Origin of the sequence: Pseudomonas chlororaphis subsp. piscium (assembly GCF_003850345.1) — a bacterium.
GTDB lineage: Bacteria > Pseudomonadota > Gammaproteobacteria > Pseudomonadales > Pseudomonadaceae > Aquipseudomonas > Aquipseudomonas piscium.
Window position 1 is genome coordinate 2,014,493 of sequence record NZ_CP027707.1, and the last position, 16,166, is coordinate 2,030,658.

Genomic DNA, 16,166 nt, shown 5'->3' on the forward strand with positions numbered 1-16,166 from the left:
CAATGCCAGCGTTTTTAGAGGTGCCCTTGTACCCGATGAGCATCAACCGCCAGGTTCGCCTAGGCGACTTTCTTTTCACCGGAGAGTAACGAGGAATCCATGAAGGTTCTTGTAGCTGTCAAACGCGTTGTCGATTACAACGTCAAGGTTCGCGTCAAGGCGGACAATTCCGGCGTCGACCTCGCCAACGTCAAGATGTCGATGAACCCTTTCTGCGAAATCGCAGTGGAAGAAGCCGTACGCCTGAAAGAAAAAGGCGTAGCGACTGAAATCGTCGTCGTCTCCATCGGTCCCGCTACTGCTCAAGAGCAACTGCGTACCGCCCTGGCGCTGGGTGCTGATCGTGCCATCCTCGTCGAGTCCGCTGATGAACTGAACTCCCTGGCCGTGGCCAAGCTGCTCAAGGCCGTGGTCGACAAGGAACAGCCTCAGTTGGTGATCCTTGGCAAGCAAGCCATCGACAGCGACAACAACCAGACCGGCCAGATGCTGGCTGCCCTGAGCGGTTACGCTCAAGGCACCTTCGCCTCCAAGGTCGAAGTGTCGGGCGACAAGGTTGCCGTGACCCGTGAAATCGACGGCGGTCTGCAAACCGTTTCGCTGAACCTGCCGGCGATCGTCACCACCGACCTGCGTTTGAACGAGCCGCGCTACGCGTCTCTGCCAAACATCATGAAAGCCAAGAAGAAGCCGCTTGAAGTGCTGACTCCTGATGCTTTGGGCGTTTCCACCGCCTCTACCAACAAGACCCTGAAAGTCGAAGCGCCGGCTGCACGCAGCGCGGGTATCAAGGTCAAGTCGGTCGCTGAACTGGTCGAGAAACTGAAAAACGAAGCGAAGGTAATCTGATCATGACTATCTTGGTAATCGCTGAACACGACAACAAGGTGCTGGCTCCGGCCACCCTGAACACCGTTGCCGCCGCTGCCAAAATTGGCGGCGACATCCACGTTCTGGTTGCCGGCCAGGGCGTTGGCGCCGTGGCTGAAGCCGCTGCGAAAATCGCTGGCGTGAGCAAAGTCCTGTCCGCTGACAACGCTGCCTACGCGCACCAGCTGCCGGAAAACGTTGCTCCGCTGGTTGCCGAACTGGGCAAGGGCTACAGTCACATCCTGGCCGCCGCCACTTCCAACGGTAAAAACATCCTGCCACGCGTTGCCGCGCAACTGGACGTCGACCAGATCTCCGAGATCATCTCGGTAGAAAGCGCCGACACCTTCAAGCGTCCGATCTATGCCGGTAACGCCATCGCCACCGTGCAATCGAACGCTGCCGTGAAGGTCATCACCGTGCGCGCCACCGGTTTCGACCCGGTTGCCGCCGAAGGTGGTTCGGCCGCTGTCGAAGCGGTTGCTGCCGCTCACGATGCAGGCAAATCGAGCTTTGTCGGCGAAGAGCTGGCCAAGTCCGACCGTCCTGAACTGACCGCTGCCAAGATCGTCATTTCCGGCGGCCGCGGCATGCAAAACGGCGACAACTTCAAACACCTGTACGCCCTGGCCGACAAGCTGGGCGCTGCCGTGGGTGCTTCGCGCGCCGCGGTCGACGCAGGTTTCGTACCCAACGACATGCAGGTCGGCCAGACCGGCAAGATCGTTGCGCCACAGCTGTACATCGCCGTCGGTATCTCCGGCGCGATCCAGCACCTGGCCGGCATGAAAGACTCCAAGGTGATCGTTGCGATCAACAAGGACGAAGAAGCGCCGATCTTCCAGGTGGCCGATTACGGCCTGGTGGCGGACTTGTTCGAAGCCGTACCTGAGCTGGAGAAGCTGGTCTAATCCAGCGGCTTCACTTATAAAGAGCCCGGTCTTTTGGCCGGGCTTTTTTATTGTCTGGAATTGGAGTGGGAGAATTTCGCCATGGATCTGCGCCGCCTGGGTGGCCTGTCAGTGCTGCTGGGACTGACACTGATGCCGTTGCCGTCGATGGCCGCCGGTAAATGCGAGCGCCTGGTGGTGACCGGCAGTCCGGATGCCCCGCCGTATCTGTGGCGCGACCCGCAGGACCCCAGTCACCTGATTGGCGCCAGCGCCGAGCTGCTGCAGCACGTGGCGCAGGAGCTGGGGGTCAAGGTCGAGCTGTTGTATGCCGGCAAGCGCTCCGCCGCCCTGGACGAAGTGCGCAGTGGGCGCATGGACATGCTGGCCGACGCGCCGCTGACGGTGAGTGAGCTGGAAGCACTGGACTACATTCATCCGCCGCTGCTGGAGAACGATTTCCTGGTCTGGACCCGCAAGGGCTCGACGCTGAGCTACAGCCAGCCGTCAGACCTGCATGGGCATACTGGCGCATTGTCGGAAAGGGCACGCCTGACGCCGTCCTTCGAAGCCTTCGCCAAGGAGCAATTGAGCCTGACCCGTATGCCGAACCTGACCCAGGCGTTCCAGAAACTGCTGCTGGGGGAGGTGGAGTACGTACTGGCCGGACGCTACGCCGGCACGGCCCTGTCCCAGTCGCTGGGTATGGCTAACGATCTGCTAGCATTCCCGCAACCTGCCGACAAACCTGGCCTGTTCCTGGCCGTCTCGCACAACTCCGCCTGCAACGACCCATGGTTGCGCGGACAGTTGGCGAAAAAGATGACAGAATTGCCCGCGTCCGGTCTGACGGAAGCCGTGCTGCAGCGCAATCTCGAGCGTTGGAAGGCACAGTTGCAGCAACCTGTCAGCACCCCCAAACAGTAGGGATTTCTAGTGAGTATTCGACCTCTTTTCGCTGCCCTGGCCGTCCTGGCTCTGGCGGGTTGCGCAGCCGATCCGGCGCCGAATGAACAAATGCGCCTGACCGAACAAACCCTGGCTCAGGCCAAGGCCGTGGGGGCCACGGCAGAGGATGTGCCGGAAATGAAACTGGCCGAGGACAAGTTCGCCCGCGCCCAACGCAACATGCAGGAAGAGTCGTTCAAGCACGCGCGCATGCGTGCCGAACAGGCGGAACTGGATGCACGCCTGGCCGAAGCGCGAGTCCTGACCCTGAAAAGCCAGGAACAGCTGAACCTCGTCCAGACCCGCATCACTCGCCTGCGCAAGCAGTTGGGAGATGCCCAATGATTCGTATGACTCGAGTATTGGGTGGCATGCTGCTGATCGCCTGCACCGGCCTCTACGGCTGCGCCGGGCAGCGCAGTGAAGCAGCGCTGGAACAGGCCGGCGAAGACTTCCAGAAGGTCAAGGAAGACTCCAACGTGCTGCGCATCGCGCCCAAGGATGTGATCCGTGCCGGTGAGTCCCTGGCCCGGGCCGATCGCCTGTCCAGCTACTGGGGCAGCGGTTCGGATGTGGTGCACTACGCCTACCTCAGCCAGCGCTACAGCGAAATCGCCCGCGAGCACACCAACCAGGCGCTGAACCAGGAGCAGGCGGCCAAGCTCGAACTCGAACGCCAGCGCCTGCAACTGGCCCTGCGCGAGGCCAAGCTGCTGAGCGTGCAGCAACAGGGCAAGTGGCTGGAAGAGCAGATCATCAACCTGGCCACGACCCAGACCGATCGCGGGCTGGTGATGACCCTGGGCGATGTGTTGTTCGACACCGGCGAAGCGGAGCTGAAAAGCTCGGCCAACCGCACAGTGTTGAAGGTTGTGCAATTTCTCCAGCTGAACCCCAAGCGCGTGGTGCGGATCGAGGGCTACACGGACAACACCGGCGACAAGCAGAGCAATCTGAAACTGTCCCGTGACCGGGCGCAGGCCGTGGCCGATATCCTGGTGGACCTGGGGGTCGAGGAGAAGCGGGTCCAGGTCGAAGGTTATGGTGATGAGTACCCGGTCGAGGCCAACGCCTCGGAGCGTGGGCGAGCGCAGAACCGTCGGGTGGAAATCGTCTTCTCCGACGAGAAAGGCCAGCTGGGCGCCGCGCGCTAAGACGTGGATGGTCAAAACAACCCGGTTTCCCTATGGAGCCGGGTTTTTTTGTGCCTGACGATTGGCACACAAAACAGTACAGTTTTTGCTGACACTGCCCTGTATGGTCGACTATTGTGGCAACTGTCCCAGTACACTTATGAACTGTTCCGGTATCGTCATCCACAAGAATAAAATGCCGGTGAAATCGAGTGCAGCGTCATGACCAATCTTTTGCTTTATCAACGTATCGCTCAGCAGCTGGCTGAAGATATCCGTCGTGGTGTGTACCAGCCCGGGGAGCGCGTACCCTCGGTACGCAAGATGAGTTCCCAGCTCAACGTCAGCCACGCCACGGTGCTCCAGGCCTACGCCAATCTCGAGGATCAGGGGCTGATCCGCGCCCGTCCGCAGTCGGGTTATTACGTGCATCAGACCCCGGCGCTGACCGCACCGACCCCGGACATCGCCCGGGTCGAACGCCCCGGCCTGGTAACACGCAGCAGCATCATTCATCAGGTACTGGTGGAGTCGCGCCGTGAAGGTGTGTTTCCACTGGGCGCTGCGGTGCCCAGTGTCGATTACCTGCCGGTGCGGGCGCTGCACCAGCAACTGGCCAAGGTCACCCGTTTTCACAGTCCGCGGGCCTTCAGCTACATGTTCAGCCCCGGTTTCGAACCGTTGCGCCGCCAGGTGGCGATCCGCATGCGCGACGCTGGCGTGGTGGTCGACCCGTCCGAAGTGGTGATCACCCACGGCTGCGTGGATGCCTTGCAGATGTCGTTGCGCGTGCTGACCCGCCCGGGCGACCTGATCGCCGCGGAGTCGCCGACTTACTATGGCCTGCTGCAACTGGCCGACCTGCTGGGGCTCAAGGTCATCGAGATTCCCAGCGACCCTTCCACCGGCATGAGCCTGGAGGCGTTGCAACTGGCGGCCAACCAATGGTCGATCAAGGCCCTGGTGTTGACCACGCGCCTGAGCAATCCGCTGGGCGGCACCATGCCGGAAGAGCGGCAGAAACAACTGCTGCGCCTGGCCTCGGATTTCGATATCCAGGTGGTCGAAGACGACATTTACGGCGAACTGATGTTTGAGGTCGGTCGTACCAAGGCGCTGAAAGCCTATGACCGGCTGGATCGGGTGATCTATTGCTCGAGCTTTTCCAAGACCCTATCACCGGGCGTGCGCATCGGCTGGATGATTGCCGGCAAGTACCAGCAGGAAATCCAGCGCTTGCAGACCTTCAGCACCCACTCGGCCTGCAGCGTCACCCAGATGGGCGTTGCGGCCTACCTGGAGAACGGCGGTTACGACCGGCATTTGCGCTTCATCCGCCAGGAGTACCGCAAGAACCTCAGCGCCTTTCAACTGGCGGTGCAGCAGTACTTCCCGGAAGGCACGCAGATTACCCGTCCGAACGGCGGTTTCATTCTCTGGGTTAGCCTGCCGGGGCGGGTCAATACCCAGGAATTGCACGTCCGGGCATTGCAGCAGGGCATCAGTATCGCGCCGGGGCTGATCTTCAGTAATACCGAGCAGTTCAACCACTGCATTCGCCTCAACTGCGGCACGCCGTGGAATCGCGAGGCCGAGCGGGCATTGATGACCCTGGGCATGCTGGCCAGCCAGCTGTGCCAGGAGGCCGCGGGCGGTTTTTGAAGGATCGGTTACCGCGCTTGTTTTCGCGCGGTCAACAGGCGAGCATATGGCTCTTTGCCGCCGATCCTGTTGTTTCCCTATGAAAGCGATTTTTCCTGTTGCCTGGGTATTGGTCAGTGTCTTGAGTGCTTTCTGCACGGCCAGCGTTTTCGCGGCTCCGGCCCAGGAAAAGGTCGCGGCAAGCGCCACCGCTAATAAGTCGCAGAAAACCGCAGCAGCCAAGAAAGCCGCGCCGGTAAAGAAGGCGACAGTTGCCAGCAAGGCCAAACCTAAGGCCAGGGCACCGCAAAGGCGCGCGCCGATTGCCTCCAAGTCCAAGTCTGCCAGCGAAATCGTGAAGATGCCTTTGCCTTCGGCCAAGGTGGATCTGAGCCTGCCGCCGGAAATGGTCAAGCAATTGCAGCCGATCGGCTCGGTCAATCAACCCAAGCGCACTCCGTTGTTGCCGCCGATGTTCGGTGAGAAACCCAAGGACGACAGTCCATTCCAGCTCAATGGCCGCCTGCTGAGCAACGAAATGCAGCTGCAGCTGCGTAATGACGAGCGGCGCGACGTGGAAGGCGCAGCGCTGGATTTCGAGTTCAAGCAGTAAACCCTCACCCTGACTGTGACCCGCGGCCCTGACGCTTTGTCGGAGACTGGTCAGTCACGCGAGCCTGAGAGCAAAAACCAGCAGGTGGCCAATTTCAAACGGCTGTTTTAGCGGTTACTCTAGTCCGCGTCATTTCAATACTTTGCCCGTCGCGAGGAGCTTGTCGTCATGAACTGCCGTGAAGGCTGTGGCGCCTGTTGCATTGCCCCTTCCATCAGTACCCCGATTCCCGGAATGCCCAATGGCAAACCGGCCGGAGAACGTTGCATCCATCTTTCTGTCGAACTGCTGTGCGGTTTGTTCGGCCAACCCGAACGGCCCGCCGTCTGTGGTGCGTTCCAGGCCGATGTCGAGGTCTGCGGCGGCAGCCGGGAAGAAGCTATCCGCCTGTTGGGCTGGTGGGAGCAAATGACGGCGGCGTGAAGTGTTTTCAATGAACGGAACTTCAACAATAAGGAATAAGACAATGGGTTCGCTGCATCGAATTGCTGTGCTCTGTGGGTTGACCGTTCTGCTCTCGGCAACCGCCCACGCTGAAGATTGGCAAACGGCCAAGGATGAGGACGGTATCAAGGTCTCCTTGAGTGAAGTGGCCGGTTCCAAATACAAGGCCTACCGGGGCGTGACCACCATGAAAACCAGTGTGGCCAAGCTGCGCGCGCTGCAGGATGACGTGACGGGCGCCTGTACCTGGATTCACGAATGCAAGTCGCAGAAGTTGCTCAAGCACGAAGGTGAGCAGAGCTGGACCTACACCCAGTTCAACACTCCATGGCCGGTCACCCCGCGTGATTCGGTGCTGCACATCACCACCAGCGAAGCGACCGACGGCAGCCTGACCCGCAAGCTCGAAGGGGTACCGACCTATGTTCCCGACGAGAAAGGTTTCGTGCGTGTCGCCCAGGTCCAAGGCTTCTGGAAATTCGTGCCCAAGGGCGCGGACCAGGTCGAAGTGACCTATCAGGTGCACACCGAGCCGGGCGGCAGCGTGCCGTCCTGGCTGGCCAACAAGTTTGTCGTGGATGCGCCGTTCAACACCCTCAAGGCATTGAAGGCGCGCGCCGAGAAGCCATAAGCGCCGATCGTTGCGAAAAGGCTGCCCCAGGGCAGCCTTTTTTAATGGTGCCGCCGGGCCCCTGGTTTGAACGATTATTGGTTCTTCAGGGTCGACATCTTGTGAGTCCATCCATGGGCTTCATCAAGGAGGCACTGATGCAAAAGTGGCAAGTCACTTTCGTTGACGATCATGGTGTCCAGTCAGTGGAGCAATTCGACTGTGAGCAGCAGCCCAGCATGGAGGAGGCGGCACAATTGATTCGCGCAAAGCTTCTGCCGGTTCCGGCCGAGCTTGACCTCAACGATCTGGAAGGGCGTACCGATGACCCTACGCTCAAGAGCCTGAAAGATCAGAACAGCATTCAAATCCTCAGCATTGCTCCGATTTAATCTTTAATGCGCAAAGCCCTACCGAGCTTGAACCCAGACCTTGGCAGCGCCTGCGTCTTGGCGCTACTCTGCATTCGAGATCAGCGAATGAATCGCTAAGGTCTGGTCTTGTCAGCTACATGCTTGTTTCCTGGCGGCGATCTTCTCGCTGCAAGCCTGCACCGTGCGGTGACAGGCAAGGGAGTACGGAAAGTCTATCCATCGGTTTGAGGAGGACGTTTCATGAGCACAGCCTATCAAGAAGACATCAGCAGCAGCGTGCTGCGCCGCATGAAAGAAGGCGGTTTCGACTTTTCACAATTCCATCCCATCGAGTTCTACGCCATTTTCCCGGACGAGGAGCGGGCACGCAGGGCGGCAGGGCAGTTCCGCGGTGAATCCTTGAATGCCCAGGTCAGCGTGCGCGATGACGGCGCCTGGTACCTGGAGCTGAGCAAGGTGATGTATGCCACCTACGGCGGCATCGGCGATTTTGAACAGGACTTTGAAGCGGTGGTCGCGCCCCTGGGCGGGATCATCGAGGGTTGGGGCGTGAAGCAGGAGGTTCGAGGGCGACTCGTTTAGTGCATATGAATAGCGTCAAGACTCAGCATCGGCTGACCCTCGGGTCGGCCGATTTCGTTTCTGCCACCGGGATCTGCGGGAGCGCAGCTTGCGTGTGATACGCGAAATTTCGGCAAAACCGCGTCGGCCTTATCGCGGGCAAGCCTCGCTCCTACAGAGGCGGGCAAAAAAAGGCCACCTGCTGAGGGTGGCCAAAAGGGAAGACCGGTAGGAGAGGAAACCGGTCGGGGACATTCCAGGCCCGGCCGCCATTGGCGCCATGAAGGGTGGGGCGTCGACTGCGCACCGTGGTGGTGCTGAAGTCATCTGCGCTGTTGCAGCGAATTCTGCGCAGTTTTGCCCAAGCGGTGAAATCAAGTCTGGCTATGCCGTCGATAGCCATTGCATTGCGTGCAATGGAGCGGCTGCCGGGGAATGCGCTCGACTGTAGGAGCGAGGCTTGCCCGCGATAACGTTCTGAAGAGCAACCCGAACGCCCGCCTTACTGCGCCACCTGCTTACGCCCCGCCATATGCTTCAGATACCCCACCAGCAACTCCAGCTCGGCATCCGGCAATACGCTGCTTGCGAAAGCCGGCATCTTCGCCTGCGGCCAGCGGCGCAGGCTCTGAGGGTCACGGATGTAACGCTTGAGGAAGTCCGCACCGAAGTACTCGGTGGGACTGTAGGGGATATTCAGGTCCGGGCCGAACTGCGAGTCGCCGGCGCCGTTGAGGCGATGGCAGGCCAGGCAGTTCTTCTGGAACAGGGCGAAGCCCTGGTTTACCGGATCGCCGGCCGCCAGCTTGGGGTCCGGGCGCAGGGCTGGGAAACGTTCGGCCACCGGCGCCAGGCGCTTGATACTGGCCACTTCGAACGGCCATTGCTCGGGGCTGATATGGCCGGCCTGGGGGTTGGTCCACACCAGGTAGAAAGGCCCGGCGCTGTGCTTGCCTTCAGCCAGGGGGGGCCAGGGCTTGGCCGGGTCTTCGATGGCCAGCCAGGCCTGGGCGCCGTCCTGGTTGAGCAGGGGGGCGGCGGGCAACTCGGCGGCGAAACCGTCCAGGGCGACGGCCTGCAGATGGTCGTCGGCCTTGACCCCAGTGAGCAGGGCCGAGATCGGTACCGCGCGGTAATTCATGTCGCGTTTGTACGACACGTCATCCTTGACGGTGACGGTCCGGGCCAGAGGGTGCTTGAGCAGTTCTTCAGTCTGCCAGGTGTGGCTGTCGGCCCCCAGTTCCAGGGTCAACTGCGCGGCATACACAGGCGTGGTGAGCAGCAGGGCGCTGCACAGGAGGATAAGAGATTTCAATTGATCGCTGTTCCGTCGCTGGGGTGGAGAGCGCCGCGTACGGCCTGTCTCCAGTTTTCTGATAAGCGCGACGACGCCCTGATTCAGCGTGGCCGCGGCGTCAGAAAGAGTGGCACACAAGTGCCTGCCCCGGTAGCGAACCGGAGCACAAAGATTCGATTGCGTGACGGGATGGCCACGCCTCTAGCCGATCACTTTGGTGAGGTTCGGCAAGATCAGAAGCAAGGTGGTTGCGAACAGAATGAGCCCCGCTTGACGGACTTTCGAATGCTTGAACATGGCTGAATGCCTTTTGTTGTTATTCCTGAACATCAACTGCATGCCTGCCGCTTCACTATGGTCAGGCGATGTGTCCCTTTTCTTACGCGTGCACCGGCAAGACCCGGCTGCAACGATTCACTGCCTACAGTTCCTACCTTAGGGTCCTTGTAACCCTTGGCTTAGATCCATTTCATATCAACTAATAGGCGAATGCTTTTAAAAACGCATGAGGCCTATTGCCATCTTCTTGCCCGCCCTTTGTCTAGACAGTTCCGTTATGCGGCAGGCGGAATCCATTAGCTCACTACCGTTCGTCTGAGCGTGACCGTCAAGGTCAGTGAGCGCATCGGTCATTGAATCCGGGGCCCTCGGGGCCAAAAGTGGGAGCCCTGTCATCATTCATCTGCACAGCGGTTCGAGGACGTCATGACCCAGGCTTTGATATTCGATGCATTACGCACCCCCCGTGGCAAAGGCAAGGCCGACGGCGCCCTGCACAGCGTCAAGCCGGTGAACCTGCTGGCCGGGCTGCTCGATGCCCTGCAGCGGCGTAGCGAACTCGACACCAGCCAGGTCGACGATATCGTGCTCGGCTGCGTGACGCCGATTGGCGACCAGGGGGCCGACATCGCCAAGACTGCGGCGCTGGTCGCTGACTGGGACGTCAGCGTGGCCGGGGTGCAGATCAACCGTTTTTGCGCCTCGGGCCTTGAGGCGGTGAACCTGGGGGCGATGAAAGTGCGTTCCGGCTTCGAGGACCTGGTGGTGGTCGGCGGCGTCGAGTCGATGTCGCGGGTGCCCATGGGCAGCGACGGCGGCGCCTGGGTGCTCGACCCGCAAACCAACATGCACAGCCATTTCACCCCGCAAGGTATAGGCGCGGACCTGATCGCCACCCTGGAAGGCTTCAGCCGCGAGGATGTCGACAGCTTTGCCCTGCAATCCCAGCAAAAGGCCGCGCGGGCCAGGGCGGCGGGGGCTTTCAGCAAGTCCCTGGTGCCGGTGCAGGACCAGAACGGCATCGTCCTGCTGGACCACGATGAATTCATTCGCGCCGATTCCACCCTCGAAGGCCTGGGCAAGCTCAAGCCCAGCTTCGAGATGATCGGCCAGATGGGTTTCGACGCCACCGCCTTGCGGGTCTACAGCCATGTCGAGTGCATCCATCACGTGCACACCCCGGGCAACAGCTCAGGGATAGTCGATGGCGCGGCGCTGATGCTGATCGGTTCCGAAGCCAAGGGTCAGGCACTGGGCCTCAAGCCACGGGCGCGGATTGTCGCCACGGCGGTCACCAGCACCGATCCGACCATCATGCTCACCGGGCCGGCGCCGGCCACGCGCAAGGCGCTGGCCAAGGCCGGGCTGCGGGTCGAGGACATCGACCTGTTCGAGGTCAACGAGGCCTTCGCCTCGGTGGTGCTGAAGTTCATCAAGGACATGGCCATCGACCCTGGCAAGGTCAACGTCAATGGCGGCTCCATCGCCATGGGCCACCCGCTGGGCGCCACCGGCTGCGCGATCCTCGGCACCCTGCTCGACGAACTGGAAGCGCGGCGCCAGCGCTACGGCCTGGCGACCCTCTGCGTCGGCGGCGGCATGGGTATCGCCACCATCATCGAACGCCTCTGAGCCCTGACTTCAAGGAAACACTTTCATGACCGAAGCCATCCGTTACGAAAAGGGTCAGGACCAGATCGTCGTTCTGACCATCGACATGCCGGGCCAGAGCGCCAACACCATGAACGCGGTGTACCGCGAGGCCATGGCCGCCTGCGTGGCCCGCCTGAAAGCCGAGCAGGAATCGATTGCCGGAGTGATCATCACTTCGGCGAAAAAGACCTTCTTCGCCGGCGGCGACCTCAATGAGTTGATCAAGGTCGGCAAGGCCGAAGCCCAGGCCTTCTATGACATGGTGCTGACCCTCAAGGGCCAGCTGCGGGCCCTGGAGACCCTGGGCAAACCCGTGGTAGCGGCGATCAACGGCGCGGCCCTGGGCGGCGGCTGGGAGATCTGCCTGGCTTGCCATCACCGGGTGGCGCTGGACGACCCGTCGCTGCAGGTCGGCCTGCCGGAAGTGACCCTCGGCTTGCTGCCGGGCGGTGGCGGGGTGGTGCGCATGGTGCGTTTGCTGGGGCTGGAAAAAGCCCTGCCGTATCTGCTGGAAGGCAAGAAGGTGCGGCCGCAGCAGGCGCTGCAAGCCGGCCTGATCGACCAACTGGCCAGCGACCGCGACGACCTGCTGGCCAAGGCCAGGGCGTGGATTGTCGCCAACCCGGCGGTCAAACAGCGCTGGGACGTGACCGGCTATCAGATCCCCGGTGGCACGCCGTCGCACCCGAAAGTCGCGCAGATGCTGGCCATCGCGCCGTCGATCCTGCGCAGCAAGACTCAAGGCTGCCTGCCGGCGCCGGAGAAGATTCTCTGTGCGGCAGTGGAGGGTGCCCAGGTCGATTTCGATACTGCGCAGTTGATCGAAACCCGCTATTTCACTGAGCTGACCACCGGCCAGGTGGCAAAAAACTTGATCGGCACCTTCTGGTTCCAGCTCAACGAGATCAATGCCGGTGGCTCCCGCCCCCAAGGCTTTGCGCCCTATGTGACCAGGAAGGTCGGGGTACTCGGTGCCGGGATGATGGGCGCCGGGATCGCTTATGTCAGCGCCGTGGCTGGCATCGAAGTGGTGCTCAAGGACATCAGCCTGGCGGCGGCCGAGAAGGGCAAAGCCCATTCGGCGGCGCTGCTGGAGAAGAAGGTCGCCCGTGGCCAGTTGAGCGCCGAGCAGCGTGACGCCACGCTGGCGCGAATCCGCACCACCGAGCAGGACGCCGACCTGGCCGGTTGCGACCTGATCATAGAGGCGGTGTTCGAGGATCGCGAACTCAAGGCCAGGGTCTCGGCGGCGGCGCAGCAAGTGGTGGGGGCGCAGGCGGTGATCGCCTCGAACACCTCGACCTTGCCCATCAGCGGCCTGGCCAAGGCGGTGCCGGATCAAGGCAAGTTCATCGGCCTGCATTTCTTCAGCCCGGTGGAGAAAATGCCCCTGGTGGAAATCATCAAGGGCGAGCAGACCAGCGATGAAACCCTGGCGCGGGGTTTCGACTTCGTCCAGCAGATCAAGAAGACCCCGATCGTGGTCAACGACAGCCGCGGCTTTTTCACTTCGCGGGTGTTCGGCACCTTCACCAACGAAGGCATCGCCATGCTCGGCGAGGGTGTGGCCGCGCCGATGATCGAGACCGAGGCGCGCAAGGCGGGGATGCCGATCGGCCCGCTGGCGATCTGCGACGAGGTTTCCCTGAGCCTGCTGAGCCATATCCGCCAACAGACCGCCAAGGATCTGCAGGCCGAAGGCAAGCCGCTGGTGGAGCATCCGGCCTTTGCCGTGGTCGACTTGCTGCTCAATGAATACAAGCGCCCAGGCAAGGCGGCGGGCGGCGGTTTCTACGACTATCCGGTCGGGGTGCAGAAACATTTGTGGCCGCAGCTGAAAACCCGCTTCGAGAAAGCCGACGGGCAGATTTCGCCACAGGACGTGCGCGATCGCCTGTTGTTCGTGCAGGCCATCGAAACCGTGCGTTGTGTGGAGGAGGGCGTGCTGCGCTCGACGGCCGATGCCAACATCGGTTCGATCTTCGGTATCGGCTTCGCGGCCTGGACTGGCGGTGCCTTGCAGTTCATCAACCAGTATGGCCTGAAGGACTTTATCGCCCGTGCCCAGTACCTGGCCGAGCAATATGGCGAGCGTTTCGCGCCGCCGGCGCTGCTGCTGGAGAAAGCTGCCAAGGGCCTGTTGTTCTGAGACTGAAGGGAACAAAGTGATGCATCGCGGGGCTTGCCTTGGCTGGGCGTTTCAAGGCAGGCTCTGGGGTGTTCATTATTCCCATCACGTGTCAGGTATTTTTTATGTCGCTACGCATCTGCATTCTGGAAACCGACATCCTGCGTCCAGAATTGGTCGATCAATATCAGGGTTACGGGCAGATGTTTCAGCGCCTGTTTTCACAGCAGCCGCTCGCTGCCGAATTTACCGTCTACAACGTGATGCAGGGCCACTACCCGAGCGACGACCAGAGCTTCGACGCCTATCTGGTCACGGGAAGCAAGGCCGACTCCTTCGGTACCGACCCCTGGATTCAGACCCTCAAGACTTACCTGCTGGAGCGTTATAAGCGCGGCGACAAGTTGCTGGGCATCTGCTTTGGCCATCAGTTGCTGGCGTTGCTGCTGGGCGGCAAGAGCGAGCGCGCGACTCAGGGCTGGGGCGTGGGTACCCACAACTACAAACTGGCGGCCAAGGCGCCGTGGATGAGCCCGGTGGTGGAAGAGCTGACGCTGCTGATCAGCCACCAGGACCAGGTGACTGCCTTGCCGGAAAACGCCACGGTGATCGCTTCGAGCGATTTCTGCCCGTTCGCCGCCTATCACATCAATGACCAGGTGCTGTGCTTCCAGGGTCACCCGGAGTTCATTCACGACTATTCGCGGGCCTTGCTGGACCTGCGCCAGCAGCACCTGGGCGAACAGGTCTATCAAAAGGGCATCGCCAGCCTGGAACGGGACCATCACGGCAGCACCGTTGCCGAGTGGATGATGCGTTTTGTGGCGCACAAGCCGCAGGCCGGGTCGGTCTGAATCCATAGCAACATCGCGAGCTGACTCGCTTCTACAAGGGCTTCAAAGCCCTTGTGAGCGAGCTGCTTCGTTGCGGGTCTGGGGCGCGTTTTCAATCTTGAGGGTTGAGGCCCTGCAAACCTGCTAAAACTTCCGAAGTACTGCGCATGATCTCCCTTAGGGCCTCCACCAGGGCGGCGGCGGCCGGGGATAATCCGACGCCGGAAAGTCGAGAGACGCCGATTTGCTCCAATACCAGTGGTTCGAAAGCGGGCAGACGAACAATCTCGGTGCGGTATGCCGGATCAAACGCCACCGACTGCGGCAAAATGCCAAGAAGATCCGTCTGCCTGAGTAACCAAAGAATATTAAACATGGACACCGTTTCGATGGTGGCATGGGGCGGATCGATATTTTCCCGGTAAAAAATATTATCGAATTGCTTGCGCAAGGTTGTTTCCGTATGTGGGAGCAGCCACGCCTCGCGAGCGAGTTGTTCAAGCTTGACGTTGGGCTGCTGAGCGAGTGGGTGATCCCGCCTCGCAACAATAATTGCGTTCTCGCTGAATAGAGCCTCCTGGGCCACAACCGCGCTTGTACTAACGTCGGACAGCCTTCCAATCAGGAAATCAAGTTCGCCCGATATGAGCCGAGGGATGAGCTCAGCACTCACCCCATCAACAATTTTGATCCGGATGTCAGGGCGGGATGACCTGAGCCGCGCGATCGCCGCGGGTACGAGGTAACTCGATCCTGTGAGCACACAACCTATAGCGACCCGCCCGGCATACCCTCTGCCCAGAGCGTCAATTGCATGCGAAACATGGTCGATCTGGGCGAGGACCATCCGGCTACGATCGACGAAGGCTTGTCCAAGCTCCGTAGGCGTCACGCCTCGACGGCCCCGGATGAAGAGCGGGGCACCAACCGCTTCCTCCAGATCCTGCAGCAGCTTGGTAGCCGTGGGTTGCGAAAGGTGAAGTGCGCGCGCCGCATGCAAGATGCTGCCGTACTCAACCAGTGCAATCGCTAAGCGGAAATGCCTTACCGTCGCCCATCGTTCAAGCCTGTCGAGTTTCATTTGGTATTCCGATTTCTGATATCACACTAAATATAATGTGAATTTACGGATAACAAAACCCTCCTTAGAATAACTTCGGACATGATCATTCTGCTTTGGTTGACACTTTGATGCGATGCGATGTGGTACGCGTGATTTATGCCTTGATCACAAGTACTTCTCGGCACTTTGCTCAACTAGGGAGTGTTTATGGCTTTTAACCATGAGAGGAGTTTCCAAGTGAGCGCTAAAAACCTGGAAGTCGTAAAAAATTATTTTCAATATTGCGTAGATGGCAAAGATGCAGAACGAGTGTCTGAGTACTTCGATGCCGATGTCATTGTACGTAGGCCCGACTGCGATGCCCCCATTCGTGGCGTTAGCAACTTCAAGCGTGCCTTGCGTGAAAATGTGCTGGAGCGATATGAGTCAATCACCACTACATTTAGCAAAGAGGTTATCGCTGATGATGTGGTCGTTGTTCATCTGACACATCACGCGCGTGGGTCGAACACATGGCACGGTTTCGATGTGCAAGGTAAGGATGTAACTTGGACGGCATTAACTTACTTTCGCTTCAACGATTCAGGCAAGATCGTTGAAGAGATTGTAGAACGCAATGAATTGTTCATGGCCAGGCAGCTTGGAATTATTGAATACACTTGAAAAGTGTAGCTGCCATACATTTGCAAAATGAAGGCATGGAATTTGGTCGTTCCGCAAAAAAGATAAAGCGATATGCCCAGTTCATGTTTGCCTGATGCTGGACATGGACTGGGCTGGGCTCATTGCGCCCAGCACCAGCTTATCGTTCTACAGTGATTGCTTACTT

17 protein-coding genes are annotated in these 16,166 nt (G+C 60.1%); 15 read left to right on the forward strand and 2 right to left on the reverse strand.

All coding sequences use genetic code 11. The features are described from left to right. Positions 1-99 precede the first annotated feature (99 nt). The 11 genes from C4K38_RS09210 (at position 100) to C4K38_RS09260 (ending at position 8,105) form a co-directional block, all read left to right on the forward strand. Positions 100-849 (forward strand): electron transfer flavoprotein subunit beta/FixA family protein, encoded by a 750-nt coding sequence (locus C4K38_RS09210; protein ID WP_007928126.1) that lies wholly within the window; start codon positions 100-102, stop codon positions 847-849. Between the two features lie 2 nt (positions 850-851). Then, positions 852-1,781 carry an electron transfer flavoprotein subunit alpha/FixB family protein gene (locus C4K38_RS09215; RefSeq protein WP_053278081.1) on the forward strand — a complete coding sequence of 310 codons (930 nt, stop codon included), beginning with the start codon at positions 852-854 and terminating at the stop codon, positions 1,779-1,781. 81 nt (positions 1,782-1,862) lie between these two features. After that, positions 1,863-2,687: a substrate-binding periplasmic protein gene (locus C4K38_RS09220; protein WP_053278082.1), complete on the forward strand. Its 825-nt coding sequence runs from the start codon at positions 1,863-1,865 to the stop codon at positions 2,685-2,687. 9 nt (positions 2,688-2,696) lie between these two features. Then, a complete protein-coding gene (locus C4K38_RS09225; RefSeq protein ID WP_009042881.1) occupies positions 2,697-3,053 on the forward strand; it encodes a DUF4398 domain-containing protein in 357 nt (118 codons plus the stop codon). Then, positions 3,050-3,862, forward strand: coding sequence for an OmpA family protein (locus C4K38_RS09230; RefSeq protein ID WP_053278083.1), 813 nt, complete (start codon positions 3,050-3,052; stop codon positions 3,860-3,862). The genes C4K38_RS09225 and C4K38_RS09230 overlap by 4 nt, the downstream gene beginning before the upstream one ends. 201 nt (positions 3,863-4,063) lie before the next feature. Then, the gene (locus tag C4K38_RS09235; RefSeq protein ID WP_009047866.1) at positions 4,064-5,503 is read left to right on the forward strand and encodes an aminotransferase-like domain-containing protein; all 1,440 of its coding nucleotides are present in this window, start codon (positions 4,064-4,066) and stop codon (positions 5,501-5,503) included. A 79-nt stretch (positions 5,504-5,582) separates the two neighbouring features. Beyond that, a complete protein-coding gene (locus C4K38_RS09240) occupies positions 5,583-6,095 on the forward strand; it encodes a hypothetical protein (protein ID WP_053278084.1) in 513 nt (170 codons plus the stop codon). A gap of 168 nt (positions 6,096-6,263) precedes the next feature. Further along, positions 6,264-6,518: a YkgJ family cysteine cluster protein gene (locus C4K38_RS09245; protein ID WP_080710501.1), complete on the forward strand. Its 255-nt coding sequence runs from the start codon at positions 6,264-6,266 to the stop codon at positions 6,516-6,518. Between the two features lie 43 nt (positions 6,519-6,561). After that, a complete protein-coding gene (locus C4K38_RS09250) occupies positions 6,562-7,170 on the forward strand; it encodes an START domain-containing protein (RefSeq protein ID WP_053278086.1) in 609 nt (202 codons plus the stop codon). Between the two features lie 113 nt (positions 7,171-7,283). Further along, entirely contained in the window at positions 7,284-7,541 is a 258-nt protein-coding gene (locus C4K38_RS09255) for a hypothetical protein (protein WP_028681983.1), read from the forward strand. Between the two features lie 222 nt (positions 7,542-7,763). Beyond that, positions 7,764-8,105, forward strand: a complete 342-nt coding sequence (locus tag C4K38_RS09260; RefSeq protein WP_053278087.1) for a ribonuclease E inhibitor RraB — start codon at positions 7,764-7,766, stop codon at positions 8,103-8,105. 481 nt (positions 8,106-8,586) lie between these two features. Here the strand turns inward: C4K38_RS09260 and C4K38_RS09265 are convergent, their stop codons facing one another. Further along, positions 8,587-9,399, reverse strand: a complete 813-nt coding sequence (locus tag C4K38_RS09265) for a c-type cytochrome (RefSeq protein WP_053278088.1) — start codon at positions 9,397-9,399, stop codon at positions 8,587-8,589. A 687-nt stretch (positions 9,400-10,086) separates the two neighbouring features. Between C4K38_RS09265 and C4K38_RS09270 the strand changes: the two genes are divergently transcribed. The 3 genes from C4K38_RS09270 (at position 10,087) to C4K38_RS09280 (ending at position 14,295) form a co-directional block, all read left to right on the forward strand. Next, the gene (locus C4K38_RS09270; protein ID WP_053278090.1) at positions 10,087-11,292 is read left to right on the forward strand and encodes an acetyl-CoA C-acetyltransferase; all 1,206 of its coding nucleotides are present in this window, start codon (positions 10,087-10,089) and stop codon (positions 11,290-11,292) included. Between the two features lie 25 nt (positions 11,293-11,317). Beyond that, positions 11,318-13,462: a 3-hydroxyacyl-CoA dehydrogenase NAD-binding domain-containing protein gene (locus C4K38_RS09275; protein ID WP_053278091.1), complete on the forward strand. Its 2,145-nt coding sequence runs from the start codon at positions 11,318-11,320 to the stop codon at positions 13,460-13,462. 104 nt (positions 13,463-13,566) lie between these two features. Then, positions 13,567-14,295 (forward strand): amidotransferase, encoded by a 729-nt coding sequence (locus C4K38_RS09280; RefSeq protein ID WP_053278092.1) that lies wholly within the window; start codon positions 13,567-13,569, stop codon positions 14,293-14,295. 91 nt (positions 14,296-14,386) lie between these two features. Here C4K38_RS09280 and C4K38_RS09285 read toward each other — a convergent pair whose 3' ends face one another. Further along, the gene (locus C4K38_RS09285) at positions 14,387-15,355 is read right to left on the reverse strand and encodes a LysR substrate-binding domain-containing protein (protein WP_053278093.1); all 969 of its coding nucleotides are present in this window, start codon (positions 15,353-15,355) and stop codon (positions 14,387-14,389) included. A 189-nt stretch (positions 15,356-15,544) separates the two neighbouring features. Between C4K38_RS09285 and C4K38_RS09290 the strand changes: the two genes are divergently transcribed. Further along, positions 15,545-16,000: an ester cyclase gene (locus tag C4K38_RS09290; protein ID WP_197678038.1), complete on the forward strand. Its 456-nt coding sequence runs from the start codon at positions 15,545-15,547 to the stop codon at positions 15,998-16,000. Positions 16,001-16,166 lie beyond the last annotated feature (166 nt).

Excerpts from the sequence above, each read along its gene's own strand:
- C4K38_RS09230 (WP_053278083.1), top strand. The coding sequence starts at position 3,050 with ATGATTCGTATGACTCGAGTATTGGGTGGCATGCTGCTGATCGCCTGC.
- C4K38_RS09290 (WP_197678038.1), top strand. The coding sequence starts at position 15,545 with ATGGCTTTTAACCATGAGAGGAGTTTCCAAGTGAGCGCTAAAAACCTG.
- C4K38_RS09275 (WP_053278091.1), top strand. The coding sequence starts at position 11,318 with ATGACCGAAGCCATCCGTTACGAAAAGGGTCAGGACCAGATCGTCGTT.
- C4K38_RS09260 (WP_053278087.1), top strand. The coding sequence starts at position 7,764 with ATGAGCACAGCCTATCAAGAAGACATCAGCAGCAGCGTGCTGCGCCGC.
- C4K38_RS09245 (WP_080710501.1), top strand. The coding sequence starts at position 6,264 with ATGAACTGCCGTGAAGGCTGTGGCGCCTGTTGCATTGCCCCTTCCATC.
- C4K38_RS09215 (WP_053278081.1), top strand. The coding sequence starts at position 852 with ATGACTATCTTGGTAATCGCTGAACACGACAACAAGGTGCTGGCTCCG.
- C4K38_RS09255 (WP_028681983.1), top strand. The coding sequence starts at position 7,284 with ATGGGCTTCATCAAGGAGGCACTGATGCAAAAGTGGCAAGTCACTTTC.
- C4K38_RS09210 (WP_007928126.1), top strand. The coding sequence starts at position 100 with ATGAAGGTTCTTGTAGCTGTCAAACGCGTTGTCGATTACAACGTCAAG.
- C4K38_RS09220 (WP_053278082.1), top strand. The coding sequence starts at position 1,863 with ATGGATCTGCGCCGCCTGGGTGGCCTGTCAGTGCTGCTGGGACTGACA.
- C4K38_RS09235 (WP_009047866.1), top strand. The coding sequence starts at position 4,064 with ATGACCAATCTTTTGCTTTATCAACGTATCGCTCAGCAGCTGGCTGAA.
- C4K38_RS09250 (WP_053278086.1), top strand. The coding sequence starts at position 6,562 with ATGGGTTCGCTGCATCGAATTGCTGTGCTCTGTGGGTTGACCGTTCTG.
- C4K38_RS09285 (WP_053278093.1), bottom strand. The coding sequence starts at position 15,355 with ATGAAACTCGACAGGCTTGAACGATGGGCGACGGTAAGGCATTTCCGC.
- C4K38_RS09280 (WP_053278092.1), top strand. The coding sequence starts at position 13,567 with ATGTCGCTACGCATCTGCATTCTGGAAACCGACATCCTGCGTCCAGAA.
- C4K38_RS09270 (WP_053278090.1), top strand. The coding sequence starts at position 10,087 with ATGACCCAGGCTTTGATATTCGATGCATTACGCACCCCCCGTGGCAAA.
- C4K38_RS09240 (WP_053278084.1), top strand. The coding sequence starts at position 5,583 with ATGAAAGCGATTTTTCCTGTTGCCTGGGTATTGGTCAGTGTCTTGAGT.